At 71.4% G+C, this 13,717-nt stretch carries 14 protein-coding genes; 6 read left to right on the top strand and 8 right to left on the bottom strand.

Going from position 1 to position 13,717, the window contains the following annotated elements:
* Window positions 1–13: 13 nt before the first annotated feature.
* Window positions 14–1,354, bottom strand: a complete 1,341-nt coding sequence (locus FL311_RS32940) for a hydroxymethylglutaryl-CoA reductase, degradative (RefSeq protein ID WP_141331496.1) — start codon at window positions 1,352–1,354, stop codon at window positions 14–16.
* A gap of 173 nt (window positions 1,355–1,527) precedes the next feature.
* Window positions 1,528–2,127, bottom strand: a complete 600-nt coding sequence (locus FL311_RS32935; protein WP_141331494.1) for a DUF998 domain-containing protein — start codon at window positions 2,125–2,127, stop codon at window positions 1,528–1,530.
* Window positions 2,128–2,233: 106 nt separating this feature from the next.
* Here FL311_RS32935 and FL311_RS32930 point away from each other — a divergent pair, with 106 nt between their 5' ends.
* Window positions 2,234–2,617, top strand: coding sequence for a VOC family protein (locus FL311_RS32930; protein ID WP_141331492.1), 384 nt, complete (start codon window positions 2,234–2,236; stop codon window positions 2,615–2,617).
* A 6-nt stretch (window positions 2,618–2,623) separates the two neighbouring features.
* Here the strand turns inward: FL311_RS32930 and FL311_RS32925 are convergent, their stop codons facing one another.
* Window positions 2,624–4,051, bottom strand: a complete 1,428-nt coding sequence (locus FL311_RS32925) for a PLP-dependent aminotransferase family protein (RefSeq protein ID WP_141331490.1) — start codon at window positions 4,049–4,051, stop codon at window positions 2,624–2,626.
* 103 nt (window positions 4,052–4,154) lie between these two features.
* On the opposite strand from FL311_RS32925, the gene FL311_RS32920 reads away from it, so the two are divergent.
* Window positions 4,155–4,619 (top strand): cupin domain-containing protein, encoded by a 465-nt coding sequence (locus tag FL311_RS32920; protein ID WP_141331488.1) that lies wholly within the window; start codon window positions 4,155–4,157, stop codon window positions 4,617–4,619.
* Window positions 4,620–4,709: 90 nt separating this feature from the next.
* Here the strand turns inward: FL311_RS32920 and FL311_RS32915 are convergent, their stop codons facing one another.
* Window positions 4,710–5,066, bottom strand: a complete 357-nt coding sequence (locus FL311_RS32915; protein ID WP_141331486.1) for a YciI family protein — start codon at window positions 5,064–5,066, stop codon at window positions 4,710–4,712.
* Window positions 5,067–5,301: 235 nt separating this feature from the next.
* Between FL311_RS32915 and FL311_RS32910 the strand changes: the two genes are divergently transcribed.
* From FL311_RS32910 to FL311_RS32895, 4 genes are all read left to right on the top strand, one after another.
* Window positions 5,302–6,636, top strand: a complete 1,335-nt coding sequence (locus tag FL311_RS32910) for a replication-associated recombination protein A (RefSeq protein ID WP_141331484.1) — start codon at window positions 5,302–5,304, stop codon at window positions 6,634–6,636.
* A gap of 116 nt (window positions 6,637–6,752) precedes the next feature.
* A complete protein-coding gene (locus FL311_RS32905; protein ID WP_141331482.1) occupies window positions 6,753–8,024 on the top strand; it encodes an RNA polymerase sigma factor in 1,272 nt (423 codons plus the stop codon).
* Between the two features lie 149 nt (window positions 8,025–8,173).
* Window positions 8,174–8,446 carry a DUF2277 domain-containing protein gene (locus FL311_RS32900; protein ID WP_046717748.1) on the top strand — a complete coding sequence of 91 codons (273 nt, stop codon included), beginning with the start codon at window positions 8,174–8,176 and terminating at the stop codon, window positions 8,444–8,446.
* A 97-nt stretch (window positions 8,447–8,543) separates the two neighbouring features.
* A complete protein-coding gene (locus FL311_RS32895) occupies window positions 8,544–9,980 on the top strand; it encodes a glycoside hydrolase family 43 protein (RefSeq protein ID WP_141331480.1) in 1,437 nt (478 codons plus the stop codon).
* 49 nt (window positions 9,981–10,029) lie between these two features.
* Here the strand turns inward: FL311_RS32895 and FL311_RS32890 are convergent, their stop codons facing one another.
* From FL311_RS32890 to FL311_RS32875, 4 genes are all read right to left on the bottom strand, one after another.
* Window positions 10,030–10,908, bottom strand: a complete 879-nt coding sequence (locus tag FL311_RS32890; RefSeq protein ID WP_141331479.1) for a hypothetical protein — start codon at window positions 10,906–10,908, stop codon at window positions 10,030–10,032.
* On the bottom strand, window positions 10,905–11,183 hold the full coding sequence (locus FL311_RS32885; RefSeq protein ID WP_223785057.1) for a hypothetical protein: 279 nt from the start codon (window positions 11,181–11,183) through the stop codon (window positions 10,905–10,907). The genes FL311_RS32890 and FL311_RS32885 overlap by 4 nt, the downstream gene beginning before the upstream one ends.
* Before the next feature lie 210 nt (window positions 11,184–11,393).
* Window positions 11,394–12,008 carry a PH domain-containing protein gene (locus FL311_RS32880; RefSeq protein ID WP_141331478.1) on the bottom strand — a complete coding sequence of 205 codons (615 nt, stop codon included), beginning with the start codon at window positions 12,006–12,008 and terminating at the stop codon, window positions 11,394–11,396.
* Between the two features lie 64 nt (window positions 12,009–12,072).
* Complete coding sequence (locus tag FL311_RS32875; protein WP_141331477.1) at window positions 12,073–13,605, bottom strand: aldehyde dehydrogenase family protein; 1,533 nt, start codon at window positions 13,603–13,605, stop codon at window positions 12,073–12,075.
* Between the last annotated feature and the right edge of the window lie 112 nt (window positions 13,606–13,717).

The following is a 13,717-nucleotide window of genomic DNA, read 5'->3' as shown; positions in this document are numbered from 1 at the left end:
GTCGTCTCCGCGCTCATGGGGGCGAGGGGGCCTGGAGGGAGGCGAGGATTTCGCGCGCCGTCTCCACCTTGATGTTGCCGCGCTCCATCAGCAGCCGGACCACCTTCTCCACGTCCGCGCCGCGAGCGCCCGCCGTCACCGCGACGCACCGGGCGTGCATGGCCATGTGGCCCTTCTGGATGCCCACCGAGCCCAGCGCGCGCACCGCCGCCAGGTTCTGTGCCAGGCCCACCGCCGCGAACACCATGGCCAGCTCGCGCACGGTGCTCACGCCCAGCAGCTTCAGCCCCAGCTGCGCGCCGGGGTGCACCTTGATGGGGCCCCCCACCAGGCCCAGCGCCAGCGGCAGCTCGATGCGGCCCACCAGGTGCCCATCCTCCATCGTCCAGCTCGTCAGGGGCCCGTAGCGGCCCTCCCGGCATGCATAGGCGTGCGCGCCGGCTTCGATGGCGCGCCAGTCCTGCCCCGTGGCGATGGCCACCGCGTCGATGCCGTTCATCACGCCCTTGTTGTGCGTCGCGGCGCGGTAGGGGTCGGCCCGGGCGAAGCGACTCGCCTGGAGGATTCCCTCCGCGATGTCCTCGCCCGACATGCCCAGCCCCGACAGCGACGCCACGGGGAGGCGGCAGGAGGCCCGCGCCAGTCGCTGGTCGGCGAGGTTGGAGAGGATGCGCAGATACACCCGTCCCCCCGTCAGCTGCTCGGCGAGCGGCGCGATGCCCTCCGCCATGGTGTTGATGAGGTTGGCGCCCATGGCCTCCTGGGTGTCCACCAGCAGGTGGACGATGAGGAGCGGCTCCGCGTGGGGGCCCTCGGGCGCGGGGAGGATGCGGACCTGCAAATCACACGCGCCACCGCCGCGCTTCACGAGCGAGGGATGGAAGCTGTTGGCGAGCGCGAGCAGCTGCTCCCTCCCCGCGAGCAGCCGCGCGCGAGCGAGCTCCGGGTCGCCGTAGCCGGTCAGCTGCACCTGGCCAATCATCATCGAGGTGTTCGCCTCGGCGAGGAACCCGCCCGCATCGCGCACCAGCTTCGAGGCGAGGGACACCGCGGCGATGACGGACGGCTCCTCCACGACCATGGGCACCAGGTGGTCGCGCCCGTTGACGGTGAGGTTCAGCCCCAGGCCCAGGGGCAGGGCGAACACGCCGACGGCGTTCTCGATCATCTGGTTGACGACGTCGAGGTGCGGCGCGTCCAGCGCGCACAGCACGCGCAGCTCCTCGGGCGTGAGGTCTCCGCGCAGCGCCAGCTCGCGCCAGCGCTCCTCCATGCTGCGTTGGTGGAAGCCCGGCAGGCGAGAAGACCGCGTCGCCGATGGCACCTGCACCGACTCGTCGTTGACTTCCCCCATGCCCCCCCCTGTGGCGACCGCCATCGAGCACCATGGGAACTGGTGACGACCGGAGCGGTTGGGCAGGGCACCCAGTCCTTGGGGCCGCGTGGAATCCGGCAGTGGACTTGCGTGGCGAGGGCGATGCCGCGCCCGTCGCCCGCCTGCCCCTCCTCGTGGGGCGATGGCCGTGCTCAGTGGGCGAGCAGCAGCCACACTCCCACGGCCACCATCCATCCGAACACGAGCGCCTCCACCGCGCGCTGGATGAGCCCGCGCACCGGGGAGTCGAAGGACAGGCCCACCATGCCGAGCAGCACGAGCTTGCCCAGCACGCCCGTCACCGGGGTGAGCGAGGTGAGCGCCGGCACGTCCTCGAACACGCGCTCCAGTTCGATGAGCCCGCCGCCCGCGCCGAAGTAGCCCAGGCCCGCCACCAGGTTGTGCATCTGGTTCTTCCACGTGCCCCAGAACGGCGCGCCCGCGTCACAAGGGAACACGGCGGCGCCCACGTAGCTGACGCCCAGCAGCGACAGCAGCACGGCCCCGGTGCCCCCCTCGCCCTGGGCGGTGAGGTACGCGTGGAGCAGGGCGCAGAAACCCAGGACGGCCAGGCCCGCGGGCGCGAAGCCGAGCCACCCCACGCGGGCGGCCCCCGGGGCGCCCGTCTCACCCAGCTCGCTGAGGGTGTTCCTCACGTGGCTGTAGCCGGGCCTGTTCCGCGCGAACCAGAAGGGCGGCAGGACGCCGAGAGCCACGACGAGCAACGCGCTGGGGAGAATCCACGGGACCATTGAAGGAGTATCAAGGCGGCGGCGTCCCGGACGAAAGCCGGCGGGGGTAGACCGGTGCCTGGGGCGTTGTCAGATTGCGCGGGAACCTCATCGAGCGGAGGGCGTCATGGCGCACCGCAGTCGTCTCTCGGGCCTCATCATCGATTGCGAGACGGGGGAGCTGCTCTCCGCCGCCACCTTCTGGAGCCAGGCGCTGGGGCTCCCGGTGGGTGGGCACGAAGTCGGGGATACCTCCGGGTACGTGGGCCTCGAGGGCACTGCCGCGGGGCTGAGCGTCGGGCTGCAGCGGGTCACCCACCCCTCCCGTGTCCACCTGGACATCGAGGCGGATGACCAGGACGCCGAGGCCGCGCGCCTGGAGGCCTTGGGTGCGAAGCGCATCGGCTGGGTGAAGCGCTGGTGGGTCATGGAGGCGCCCACGGGCCATCGCTTCTGCATCGTGAAGATGGACAAACCCGACGAAGGTCCGCCGCCGAACGTCTGGACGTGAGGCGGGCTAGCGTCCTTCGTGGAGCCGCGCCCGGAGGCGCCGGAGCCCCTCGTCGATGCGCTCCACCGTCACGCCGCCGTAGCCCAGCACCCAGCCATGGCGGGTGGGGGCTCCCATGAAGTAGCGCGAGAGCGACTCCACGCCGACGCCCGCCGCGTGAGCCCTGGCGGTGAGCTCCTGCTCCAGCCGCGCGCCGCCCCGCGTGAAGGTGGCGCACAGGTGCAGACCGGCGACGGAGGGGAGCAGCTCGAGCGTGTCCGCGAAGTGGCGCGCGAGGCCCTCGGCCAGTCGGGTGTGTCGCTGCTCGTACTCGCGCCGCGTCTTGCGCAGGTGCCTTGCCAGCGCGCCCGTGTCGATGAAGCGCGCGAGCGCCCCCTGCGCGGGGAGCTGGCTGTGCCAGTCCGTCACCTGCTTGGCCAGCCGCAGCTCCCGCCGGAGCGAGGGCGGCGCGACGAGGAAGCCCAGCCGCAGCGAGGGCAGCAGCACCTTGGAGAACGAGCCGACGTAGAGCACCCGGCCCGAGCGGTCCAGGCCGTGGAGCGTCTCCAGCGGACGGCCGCCGAAGCGGAACTCGCTGTCGTAGTCGTCCTCGATGACCACCGCGTCGCGGCGCCGGGCCCAGTCGAGCAGCGCCTTGCGACGCGCCGGGGACATGACGATGCCCAGCGGGAACTGGTGGGACGGGGTGACGTAGACGGCGCGCGTGTCGTCCGGCAGGCGGCTCACGTCGAGCCCCTCCGCGTCCACGGGCACCGGCACCACGCTCGCGCCGAGCGACTGGAACAACGCGCGCGCGGGCGGGTAGCCGGGCTCCTCCATGGCGACGCAATCTCCGGGCTCGAGCAGCACCCGGCCGACCAGGTCCAGGGCCTGCTGCGCGCCGTGGGTGATGAGCACGTCGGACGCGTCCGCGGTGACGCCTCGCGAGACACCCACGTGGCGGGCCACCGCCTCGCGCAGCTCCGGATGGCCGGCCGGGTCCGCGTACGCGGGGCCCGCCGCGGAGGCGCGCCACTGTCGGGCCATGAGCCGGCGCCAGGCGTCGAAGGGGAACAGCGACGCATCCGGATGGCCCACCCGGAAGTCGTACGGCGTCTGGGGGACGGGCACGGGGGGCGCGGGCAGTCCGCGCCAGACCGCGCGAGGCCGCAACTTCACGCCCTGGGAGGCCCGCGCGCGCGCGCCGCGCTCCCGAGGTGCGTTCTGGATGAAGCTCCCGGCGCGACCCCGGCTCACGAGCAGGCCCTCCGCCATCAACCACTCGTAGGCCACGCTCACCGTGTTGCGGGAGATGCCCAGCCGCCGGGCCAGCTCCCGCGAGGGGGGCACCTGCTCACCGTCCCGCAGCCGTCCGTCGAGGACCCGCGCTCGCAGGCCCCGGTAGACCTGCCCCGCGAGGTCCCTGCGCTCCGTCAGGTCGACATGCAGGTCCATGGCCCAGGCCTACCACGGATTGGCCCAATGAGATTCGTCGGTCCTGGCCCCGTGAGAGGGCCAGGGACGGGGCACCCTGTCGGCACTTCCTCAAGGAGACCGCATGAGCCCCACGCCTTCGTCCTCGTACGCCTCGCAGCCGGTCCACGCCGAGCGCATGCCCTGGATTCCCATGACCTCCCCGGGCCTCTCCTTCAAGCCGCTGCGCTTCTTCAAGGACGGCGCGGGCTGGATGTACCTCTTCCGCCTGGAGCCCGGCACCGTCATCCCCCCGCACCGCCACACCGGCGAGTCGCACGCCTTCAACCTCTCCGGCACCCGCGAGCTGCTGGACACGGGCGAGGTGATGGGCCCGGGGGGCTACGTCTACGAGCCGGCCGGCAACGTCGACAGCTGGCGGGTGACGGGCCCCGAGCCGCTCGTGCTGCTCATCCACACGCGCGGCGGCGTGGAGTACCTGACGGCGGACGGCCAGGTCTCGCGGCACGTCACGCCCGCGGACCGGCTGGAGTCCTACCGCCAGTGGTGCGCGGCGAACGGCCAGCCGTTCCTGGCCACCCTGGAGTGACAGCGGGGGACAACCCAGGGGAGCGGGGTGACGGGCGCTCCCGTGGGGGTGGGCGTGGGAGCGTGCTCCCTCTCGCCGGTGACTCGGGGGCTACTCGAAACAGCTGTTCGCGATCTCGCGCAGCTCGACGATGCCCCAGTCGCTCATGGGACACATGTGGGCATATTCGAGCGCCTCGTCGCGGCTCTTGCAGTTGAGCAGGAAGAAGCCGCCGATGATCTCCTTCGACTCGGTGAAGGGGCCATCGCTCACGGTCCGCCGCCCATGGATGCTCTCGATGCGGATGGCGTTGTCGTCCGGCTTGAGGGCCTCTCCGGCGACGAGCACGCCCTTGTCCTGGAGCGTCTTCTGGAAGGCCATCATCCGTGCGTAGGCCTTCTGGCCCTCCTCGAGCGGCCGCTCCTGTCGCTTCCCGGGTGCCTCCATCATCAGCAGCATGAAAGACATCGCGCTCCCTCCTTTTTGGGGACGGCGATACTACGACGCGGCCGTGACACGCCGTCGAGGGGGCCCGGGGGGAGAGTTGCTCGGTCCTGGTCGCTCGCGAGCCAACGCCACGGTGTGATTTCCGCGCGGATGGACGGGCGCGCGCGGCGTGTCCGCTTTCCGACGGCTGTGGAATGCGCTCCGCACCATGGGTGAGGGTTGACCGCGCGCTTCGGAGAGGGGAGCTTGCGGTGCGATGAGCGCCGGCCCCGACCTGTTCTCCGCCTCCGTGGATGTGAACCGCTTCGCGCCGCTCGCCGAGCGGATGCGGCCGCGCACGCCCGACGAGTTCATCGGACAGGCGCACCTGCTGGGCCCCGGAGGTCCGCTGCGCGGGCTGATGGAGCGCAAGCAGCTGGTGTCCTCCCTCTTCTGGGGCCCGCCCGGGGTGGGCAAGACGACGCTGGCGCGGATGCTGGCGGCCAACGTGGACGCGGAGCTGGTCATCCTGTCGGCGGTGTCGGACGGAATCCCGCGCATCCGCGAGGTGGTGGCCGAGGCCGAGCGCGCGCGCAACCAGTACTCGCGCCGCACGGTGCTCTTCGTGGACGAGATCCACCGCTGGGCGAAGAACGTCCAGGAGCAGGCGCTGCCCCACGTGGAGAGCGGGCTGTTCATCCTGCTGGGCGCCACGACGGAGAACGTCAGCTTCGAGGTGCGGCCCGCGCTCGTCAGCCGGTGTCGCGTCTTCCAGCTCCAGGAGCTGACGCTCGCGGACATCCAGGGCGCGCTGCGCCGGGCGCTCACCGACGAGAAGCGCGGGCTGGGCAAGCGCCGGCTGACGGTGGGGGAAGAGGCCCTGGCGCTGCTCGCGCGGGGCGGCGCGGGGGACGTGCGCAAGGCGCTGGGCGCGCTGGAGATGGCGGCGGGGCTGACGGCCGACGGCGGCGAAATCACCGTGGACGTCGCGCGCGAGTCGGTGGGCGTGGGCCTGTCGCGCCACGACAAGGACGGGGACCAGCACTTCGACCTGCTCAGCGCGCTGCAGAAGTCCTGTCGGGGCTCCAACGCGCAGGGCGCCATCTTCTGGGCCGCGAAGCTCTTGCAGACCGGCGACGTGGTGTCGCTGTGGCGCAGGCTCAAGGTCATCGCGGTGGAGGACGTGGGCATGGCCATGCCGGAGGCCATCACCATCGTCCGCGCGTGCGAGGAGGGCTTCCACTCCACGGGCATGCCGGAGGGCCGGCTGTTCGTCGCGCACGCCGTCATCACCCTGGCCACGGCGCGCAAGAGCAACCGCGCCTATGCCGCCATGAACGCGGCGCTGGAGGCGCTGGAGGCGCACCCCAACGTCGGGCCGCCGTTGAACCTGCGCAACGCGCCCACGGACCTGCTCAAGGAGCTGGGGCACGGCAAGGGCTACCAGCCGCCGTGGGACTTCAAGGACCACTACGCGCCGGGACAGACGTACCTGCCCCCGCCGCTGGAGCGCGCCGTGTTCTACCGCCCGAGCAAGGAGGGCTACGAGGCGGAGGTCCACGAGCGCATGACGCACTGGTGGCGCGAGGACAAGGCGAGCAAGGGCGAGTAGGGCGCTCCGGCCCATGTGGGCCTCCCCCTCCACCCAGGCGACATCCTCGCCCTCGGCCGACACGCGACGCGCGCGTCGACCTTGCATCGTGAAGCGGGGGTGCTCTAGTCCGCGCCGTGACGTCCCCCGAGAAACACCGCGCCATCGAAGCCGTGTGGCGGATTGAATCCGCGCGCCTCATCGCGGGCCTGACGCGCATGGTGCGCGACGTCGGGCTCGCGGAGGAGCTCGCGCAGGATGCCCTGGTCGCGGCGATGGAGCGCTGGCCCGACAGCGGCATCCCGGACAACCCGGGCGCGTGGCTGATGGCGACCGCCAAGCGCCGCGCCATCGACGAGCTGCGCCGGGGCAAGCGCGTCGAGCGCAAGCACGAGGAGCTGGGACACGAGCTCGAGTCCGACCAGGCCCACGGGCAGCCGGACCTGGACACGGCGCTCGACAACGACGTGGGCGATGACCTGCTGCGGCTGATGTTCATCGCCTGCCACCCCATCCTCTCCACGGAGGCGCGCGTCGCGCTCACGCTCCGGCTGCTCGGTGGGTTGACGACGGAGGAGATCGCCCGCGCGTTCCTGGTCCCCGGGCCCACCGTCGCGCAGCGCATCGTGCGCGCCAAGCGCACGCTGTCCGAGGAGAAGGTGCCCTTCGAGCTGCCCCACGGCGAGGCGCTCGCGGCGCGGCTGTCGTCGGTGCTGGAGGTCATCTACCTCATCTTCAACGAGGGCTACTCCGCGACGGCGGGCGATGACTGGATGCGGCCGGAGCTGTGCGCGGACGCGCTGCGGCTGGGGCGCATCCTCGCCGAGCTGGCGCCCCTGGAGCCGGAGGTGCACGGCCTGGTCGCGCTGATGGAGATCCAGGCGTCGCGCTCGCGGGCGCGCGTGGGCCCCTCCGGGGAGCCGGTGCTGCTGCTCGAGCAGAACCGGGGCCTGTGGGACCAGCTGCTGATTCGCCGCGGGCTCGCGGCGCTGGAACGGGCGGAGAAGCTGGGCGGCGCGCAGGGCCCGTACGCGCTGCAGGCCGCGCTCGCCGCCTGCCACGCGCGGGCCCGCACGGCGGAGGAGACGGACTGGGCGCGCATCGCGTCTCTGTATGGCGTGCTGGTGCGGCTGTCGCCCTCGCCGGTGGTGGAGCTCAACCGCGCGGTGGCCCTGTCGATGGCCTATGGCCCCGCGGCGGGCCTGGCGGTGGTCGACACGCTGACGTCGGAGCCCACGCTCGCGAACTACCACCTGCTGCCGAGCGTGCGCGGAGACCTGCTGCGCAAGCTGGGGCGCTTCGACGAGGCGCGCAAGGAGTTCGAGCGGGCGGCCTCGCTGACCCGGAATGCCCGCGAGCAGGCGCTGCTCCTGGAGCGCGCCCAGGACTGCTCCCGCCGCAGGGCGTGAGCGCGGGGTGGCAGTCCCGCGGGAATCTTCCGCGCTCCATGCAGCGCAAGCGTCGACCAGCGAGCGTCCGTGCTCGCGGCGAGGGACGGAGGCCGTGCCGGAGCACGCGCGCGGGGTGGACCCGCACCGGGATGGTCTACCCTGGGCGCATGTGCCGGAACATCAAGCCCCTCTTCAACTTCACCCCGCCCGCCACGGATGACGACATCCGCGCGGCGGCGCTCCAGTTCGTCCGGAAGATCGCCGGGACCCGCAAGCCGTCGAAGCAGAACACGGACGCGTTCGACGTCGCCGTCGAGGAGATCTACCAGAGCTCGAAGCGGATGCTGGACGGGCTGGTGGCCACGACGCCCCCCAGAGACAGGGTGCGGTTCGAGGCACTCAAGCGCCTGCGCTACAAGAAGGCCGCCGACGCGGGCTGACGCCCCGGGCGCTCCGAAGCGCTGACCGACTGTTCCCACGCAGTGCACACACGGCGCGCGGTGCCGAGGTGGCCCGTCGTGCCCTGGAGGTCGTCCGATGAAGCGGTCCCCGTGGTGGTCCGTCGTTGGCTGTCTCTCCTTGGTCCTGTCCCTCGGCGCGGGCTGTGGCGCCGAAGCTCCCCAGGACCCCCAGGCCCCGGAGCAATCCCGCGCGGCCCTGGCCTGCTCCACGCGCATCACCTACGGCGACCGCTGGATTCGTCCCGCCAACCATCCCAACCAATACGACGTGGCCTCGGACCTGGTGACGTGGGACGGCGCCTGCGTCAACGAGGGCTCCAACTCCTACGCCCTGCTCTCCAACGGCTGGAAGCCGTACTTCACCGGCAACAACGCCTGTGTCATCGCGCTGGACACGGACTGTCCCGGCGCCTCCGCGTGCGCGACGCGCGTCACCTACGGCCCGGCGTGGATCCACCCCGCGAACCACCCCGCCCAGCACGATGACACCGGCGGGCGCGTGTATTGGGATCGCGCCTGCGTGAATGCGTCACCCAACTCGTACGCGGTGCTGTCGAACGGGTGGGGGCCGTACTTCACGGGCACCAACGCCTGCGGCATGTCCTTCCGCTACACGGGCTGCGGCGGGCTCTACCAGAACCCCGTGGTGCCCACGGACTGCGCGGACCCGGGCGTCATCCACGACGGCACGCGCTACGTGGCGGCGTGCACCTCCGGCGGCGCGGCCAGCGCCTTCCCGCTGCGCGTCTCCACGGACCTGGTGACGTGGACGAGCGCCGGCTCCATCTTCCCCTCGGGCACACGGCCGTCCTGGGCCACCGGAGACTTCTGGGCGCCCGAAATCCACCGCGTGGGTGGCCGCTTCATCGCGTACTACACGGCGCGGCACTCCAGCGGGAAGCTGGCCATCGGCGCCGCCACGGCCACGAGCGCGCTCGGTCCCTTCACCGATTTGGGCCGGCCCCTCATCCTGGACGCCGGCATGGGGATGATCGACGCGACGTTCTTCGCGGACGCCGCGGGCACGGGCTACCTGGTGTGGAAGGCGGACGGCAACGCGGTGGGCCAGCCCACGCCCATCTACGGGCAGGCGCTCTCCGCGGACGGCCTGTCGCTGGTGGGCACGCGCCGCACGCTCATCACCAACAACCTGGGCTGGGAGGGCGGCGTGGTGGAGGCGCCGTGGGTCGTCGCGCGCGGCGGCTACTACTACCTCTTCTACAGTGGTAACGCGTACTACAACAGCACCTACGCTGTCGGAGTGGCGCGGGCCACGAGCCCCCTGGGGCCTTACACCAAGGCGGGCGCGCCGATTCTCGCGACGGGCGGAGGCTGGGTGGGGCCGGGCCACAACTCGGTGGTCAACGGGCCGGGCGGAGGCACGTACATGGTCTACCACGCCTGGAACAGCGCCCACACCGCGCGGGTCATGCTGGTGGACGCCATCACGTGGCCCAACGGCTGGCCCGCGGTGCCGGAGGCGCCCTCGGCCGGCTCGCGTCCCCGGCCGTAGCGCGTGAGGGCCTCGGGGGCACGGGGTTTGTCCGTGCCCCCGGGGGACGTCAGGGCGTTCCGGTGGACGCCTGGAGCGAGGGCTCCGGCGCCTCGGACTTCTGCGGCCCCAGGGCGGAGCGCTGGAACCAGCCGGCGAGCCCCAGCAGCACGAGCCCGGAGGTGCGCAGCGTGCGCAAGAGCTCCGCGCCCAGCGCCTCGTCACCGGGCAGGAGCGCCGCCAGCCACACGCGCGCGTCGTAGAGCAGCCACGTGGCGCCCGACAGGCCCATGGCCCACCACACCCAGGCGAGCCTGCCTCCGCGCAGCATGTACGCGACGCGCAGGATGGGGGCGACCAGGAAGATGGTCGTCATGTCCGCCAGCGTGGAGGCCAGGCTGATGACGACCGACGGCGCCGGGCTCTGGCCGGACACGAGATTTCGCACCTCGGTGACCAGCGACGGCACGCCGACGGCCAGCGCCGCCAGCGCCGTCACCGCCCACAGCGCGCGCGAGCGCGGGCTGGACGGAGGCTGCAGCCCGGACTGCTGATAGGTCATGGCCAGGAGGACGAGCGCGTACGTGGTGGCGATGTTGGCCAGCACGACGACGACCATCCGGTACGGCAGCAGGGGGGACGCCGTGAAGGGGACGTCCGGCACGGTGTGCAGCCAGTAGCTGCGCATGGCCGCGCTGACCAGCGACAGCACGGCCCCCGCCGTGAGCCCGCCCCAGACCTTGCGCAGGTAGTCGCCGGAGACGAACGCGCTGGCCGCCGCGAGCGTGCCGCCCACGGCGAGCAGCCCGCTCAACCAGCCGGCCACGTCGTGCACCAGTCCCAGCTTCGCGGGCTCGGAGCTGGCCACCGCGAACAGGTGCGCGGCCTGGAGCACCACGACGGCGCCGAACCAGGGCGCCACGGACGAGGAACGCGAGGACGCCGTCATCGCGCCTTCTCCAGCGACGTGGCGATTTCCGCGAGGATGACCTTGGCGTGCAGCGCGCCAATGAAGGTGTTGAGCATCGGCTTGAGGCCTTCGAGCAGTTGCGGGAGGTCCTGGGGGGTGACCTGCTCGGGCGGACGCTTGAGGGCGCGCAACGCGGCCGTATGGATGGCCATCTTGGCGGTGAAGCCTCCGAGCAGGGGTTCGAGGTGACGCACGAGGATGTCGTGCCAGCCGGCGGGGGCGGTCTGGGAGGACGGGTTCAGAATCGCGAACACTCCTGTTGGGGTGCCCCACGCTAGAGCGATTTCTCAAGACATACGAGAGGCCCGTCCGTCCCTCGCGTCGATTGCCGCTCGTTCTGCAAGGAATTCCGGGAGGCCCTGTCTTTGTCGCCACGACAGGTGTAGGGGCCGGTGACGCGGCGTGCAGCATGCCCGGCCGCCGGGCGAGCAGGTGCGCCGGCGGCGGGCTTCATCCAATGGGTATCAGGCCTTGATGTAGCGCTCGAACACGGCGCCGAAGTCCTTCACCCAGTACTTCTGCTGGGCGCCGGTGAGCCAGGCGAAGGCGGCCTGGTTGAGCTCCTTGAAGGACTCGACGACGGGCGCGCCGCCGGACGAGCCGCGGCCGAGCGTGGTGGAGGCGACGTCCAGGCTCGTCTTGGCGTGGGCGAGCGACAGCTCGTTCTCGTGCTGTATCTCCGAGATGCGGAACAGCGCCTTGTAGAGGTCCTTCACCTGCTCCAACTGCTTCTTGTGCACGTCGATGGAGTAGTCGCGGTTGCCCAGGCGGAACTTGATCTCCACGTCCATGTCGATGGTGCCGGCCGTCTCCAGCATGACGTTGGAGATGGGGTTGGCGGCGTACGTGAAGCGACGCAGCATGCGCTTCTTGCTGGCGGCGCTGGTGCCGTCCAGGTGGATGAGCGCCCGGTTCGTGAAGCAGTACTCGTCGGACTTGGACTTGATGAGGAAGAAGATCTTCTCCTGGTCCTCGTGATTCACATAGTCATCCGCGTCGACCTTGTCGTAGTCGGCCGGAGCGATGACCGAGCCGACGTCACTGAGGCCGAGTGCGTCCGCGGCGAGCTTCCCGAACATGCTGTGTCTCCCTGTGTGTACCGCCGGGCCCCCAAGGCCCGGCGGGAGCATAGGGGAGAGCCCCTCACAGGTCGAAGCGAATCCCTTGGGCCAGCGGCAGCGCGTCCGAGTAGTTCAGCGTGTTGGTCTGCCGCCGCATATAGGCCTTCCACGCGTCGGAGCCAGACTCGCGGCCGCCGCCGGTGTCCTTTTCCCCCCCGAAGGCGCCGCCAATCTCCGCGCCGGACGTGCCGATGTTGACGTTGGCGATGCCGCAGTCGGAGCCGGAGGCGGACAGGAAGCGCTCGGCGACCTGCAAATCCCGGGTGAACACCGATGACGACAGGCCCTGGGGCACGCCGTTCTGGATGACGATGGCGTCCTCGAGCGTGCGGTAGGGCATGACGTAGAGGATGGGCGCGAAGGTCTCCTCCTGGACCCACGCGTCGGTGGGCTCCACGTTGGTGACCAGCGTGGGCTGCACGTAGTGGCCGGGGCGCTCCAGCGCCTTGCCGCCGCTCACCACGCGGGCCCCCGCGGCGCGCGCCTTCTCGAGCGTGGCCTCGAAGCGCTGCACCGCGGCCCGGTCGATGAGCGGGCCCATCAGCGTGCCGGCCTCCAGCGGGTCTCCGATGCGCTTCTCCACCTGGGCGTAGGCGCTGGCGAGCTTGTTCAGCACGTCGTCGACGATGGACTCGTGGACGATGAGCCGGCGGGTGGTGGTGCAGCGCTGGCCCGCGGTGCCCACCGCGCCGAAGACGATGGCGGGGATGGCCAGCTTCAGGTCCGCGGTGGCGTCCACGATGATGGCGTTGTTGCCACCCAGCTCCAGCAGGCTGCGGCCCAGTCGCTGCGCGACGCGCACGCCCACCTGACGCCCGACGGCGGACGAGCCGGTGAAGCTCACCAGCGCGACGCGCGCATCGTCCACCAGCCGCTCGGCGCGCGCGGTGCCCGCGGCGTTGAGCAGGAAGAACACCTCCGGGAAGCCGCCGGCCTTCAGCGCCTGGTTGCAGATGCGCGTGGCGGCGATGGACGTCAGCGGCGTCTTGGGGGAGGGCTTCCAGATGGACACGTCGCCGCACACCGCGGCGATGAACGCGTTCCAGGACCAGACGGCCACCGGGAAGTTGAAGGCGCTGATGATGCCGACCAGGCCCAGCGGGTGCCACTGCTCGTACATCCGGTGGCCGGGGCGCTCGGAGTGCATCGTCAGGCCGTAGAGCATGCGCGACTGGCCGACGGCGAAGTCGGCGATGTCGATCATCTCCTGCACCTCGCCGTCGCCCTCCGCCTTCACCTTGCCCATCTCCAGCGACACGAGCGAGCCGAGCGCGTCCTTGTGACGGCGCAGCGCCTCGCCGCACAGGCGGATGGCCTCGCCCCGACGCGGCGCGGGCAGGGCCCTCCAGGCGACGAAGGCCTGGGCCGCCGCGTGCATCATCCGCTCGTACTCGTCCGCCGTCGCCGACGACACGGTGGCGAGCTGCTGTCCGTTGGAGGGATTGAAGACCTCCAGCAAGGGCTCGGAGCGGGAGTCCGCCCACTCTCCGTTGCCGAGGTAGCTGCCGGGGTTGTGCTCGCCGAGGCCGAGCGCGTCGAGAATGGGATGGAGCATGGCGTTCGGGGGTGCTTACAACGTCGGGGGCTTCGTGGCGACCCGCGTCGGGGCGGGGCGTCCGGGCTGGGTCAGCAGCCAGTCCATGAAGGCGCGTGCCGCGGTGCGCAGT

This window comes from Myxococcus sp. AB025B (assembly GCF_006518215.1).
GTDB lineage: Bacteria > Myxococcota > Myxococcia > Myxococcales > Myxococcaceae > Myxococcus > Myxococcus fulvus.
The sequence above is the reverse complement of the archived record's forward strand: the minus strand, read 5'-3'. Positions and strand labels throughout refer to the sequence as shown.

Excerpts from the sequence above, each read along its gene's own strand:
- FL311_RS32890 (WP_141331479.1), bottom strand. The coding sequence starts at position 10,908 with ATGACGGCGTCCTCGCGTTCCTCGTCCGTGGCGCCCTGGTTCGGCGCC.
- FL311_RS32880 (WP_141331478.1), bottom strand. The coding sequence starts at position 12,008 with ATGTTCGGGAAGCTCGCCGCGGACGCACTCGGCCTCAGTGACGTCGGC.
- FL311_RS32920 (WP_141331488.1), top strand. The coding sequence starts at position 4,155 with ATGAGCCCCACGCCTTCGTCCTCGTACGCCTCGCAGCCGGTCCACGCC.
- FL311_RS32910 (WP_141331484.1), top strand. The coding sequence starts at position 5,302 with ATGAGCGCCGGCCCCGACCTGTTCTCCGCCTCCGTGGATGTGAACCGC.
- FL311_RS32895 (WP_141331480.1), top strand. The coding sequence starts at position 8,544 with ATGAAGCGGTCCCCGTGGTGGTCCGTCGTTGGCTGTCTCTCCTTGGTC.
- FL311_RS32900 (WP_046717748.1), top strand. The coding sequence starts at position 8,174 with ATGTGCCGGAACATCAAGCCCCTCTTCAACTTCACCCCGCCCGCCACG.
- FL311_RS32940 (WP_141331496.1), bottom strand. The coding sequence starts at position 1,354 with ATGGGGGAAGTCAACGACGAGTCGGTGCAGGTGCCATCGGCGACGCGG.
- FL311_RS32930 (WP_141331492.1), top strand. The coding sequence starts at position 2,234 with ATGGCGCACCGCAGTCGTCTCTCGGGCCTCATCATCGATTGCGAGACG.
- FL311_RS32915 (WP_141331486.1), bottom strand. The coding sequence starts at position 5,066 with ATGTCTTTCATGCTGCTGATGATGGAGGCACCCGGGAAGCGACAGGAG.
- FL311_RS32935 (WP_141331494.1), bottom strand. The coding sequence starts at position 2,127 with ATGGTCCCGTGGATTCTCCCCAGCGCGTTGCTCGTCGTGGCTCTCGGC.
- FL311_RS32875 (WP_141331477.1), bottom strand. The coding sequence starts at position 13,605 with ATGCTCCATCCCATTCTCGACGCGCTCGGCCTCGGCGAGCACAACCCC.
- FL311_RS32925 (WP_141331490.1), bottom strand. The coding sequence starts at position 4,051 with ATGGACCTGCATGTCGACCTGACGGAGCGCAGGGACCTCGCGGGGCAG.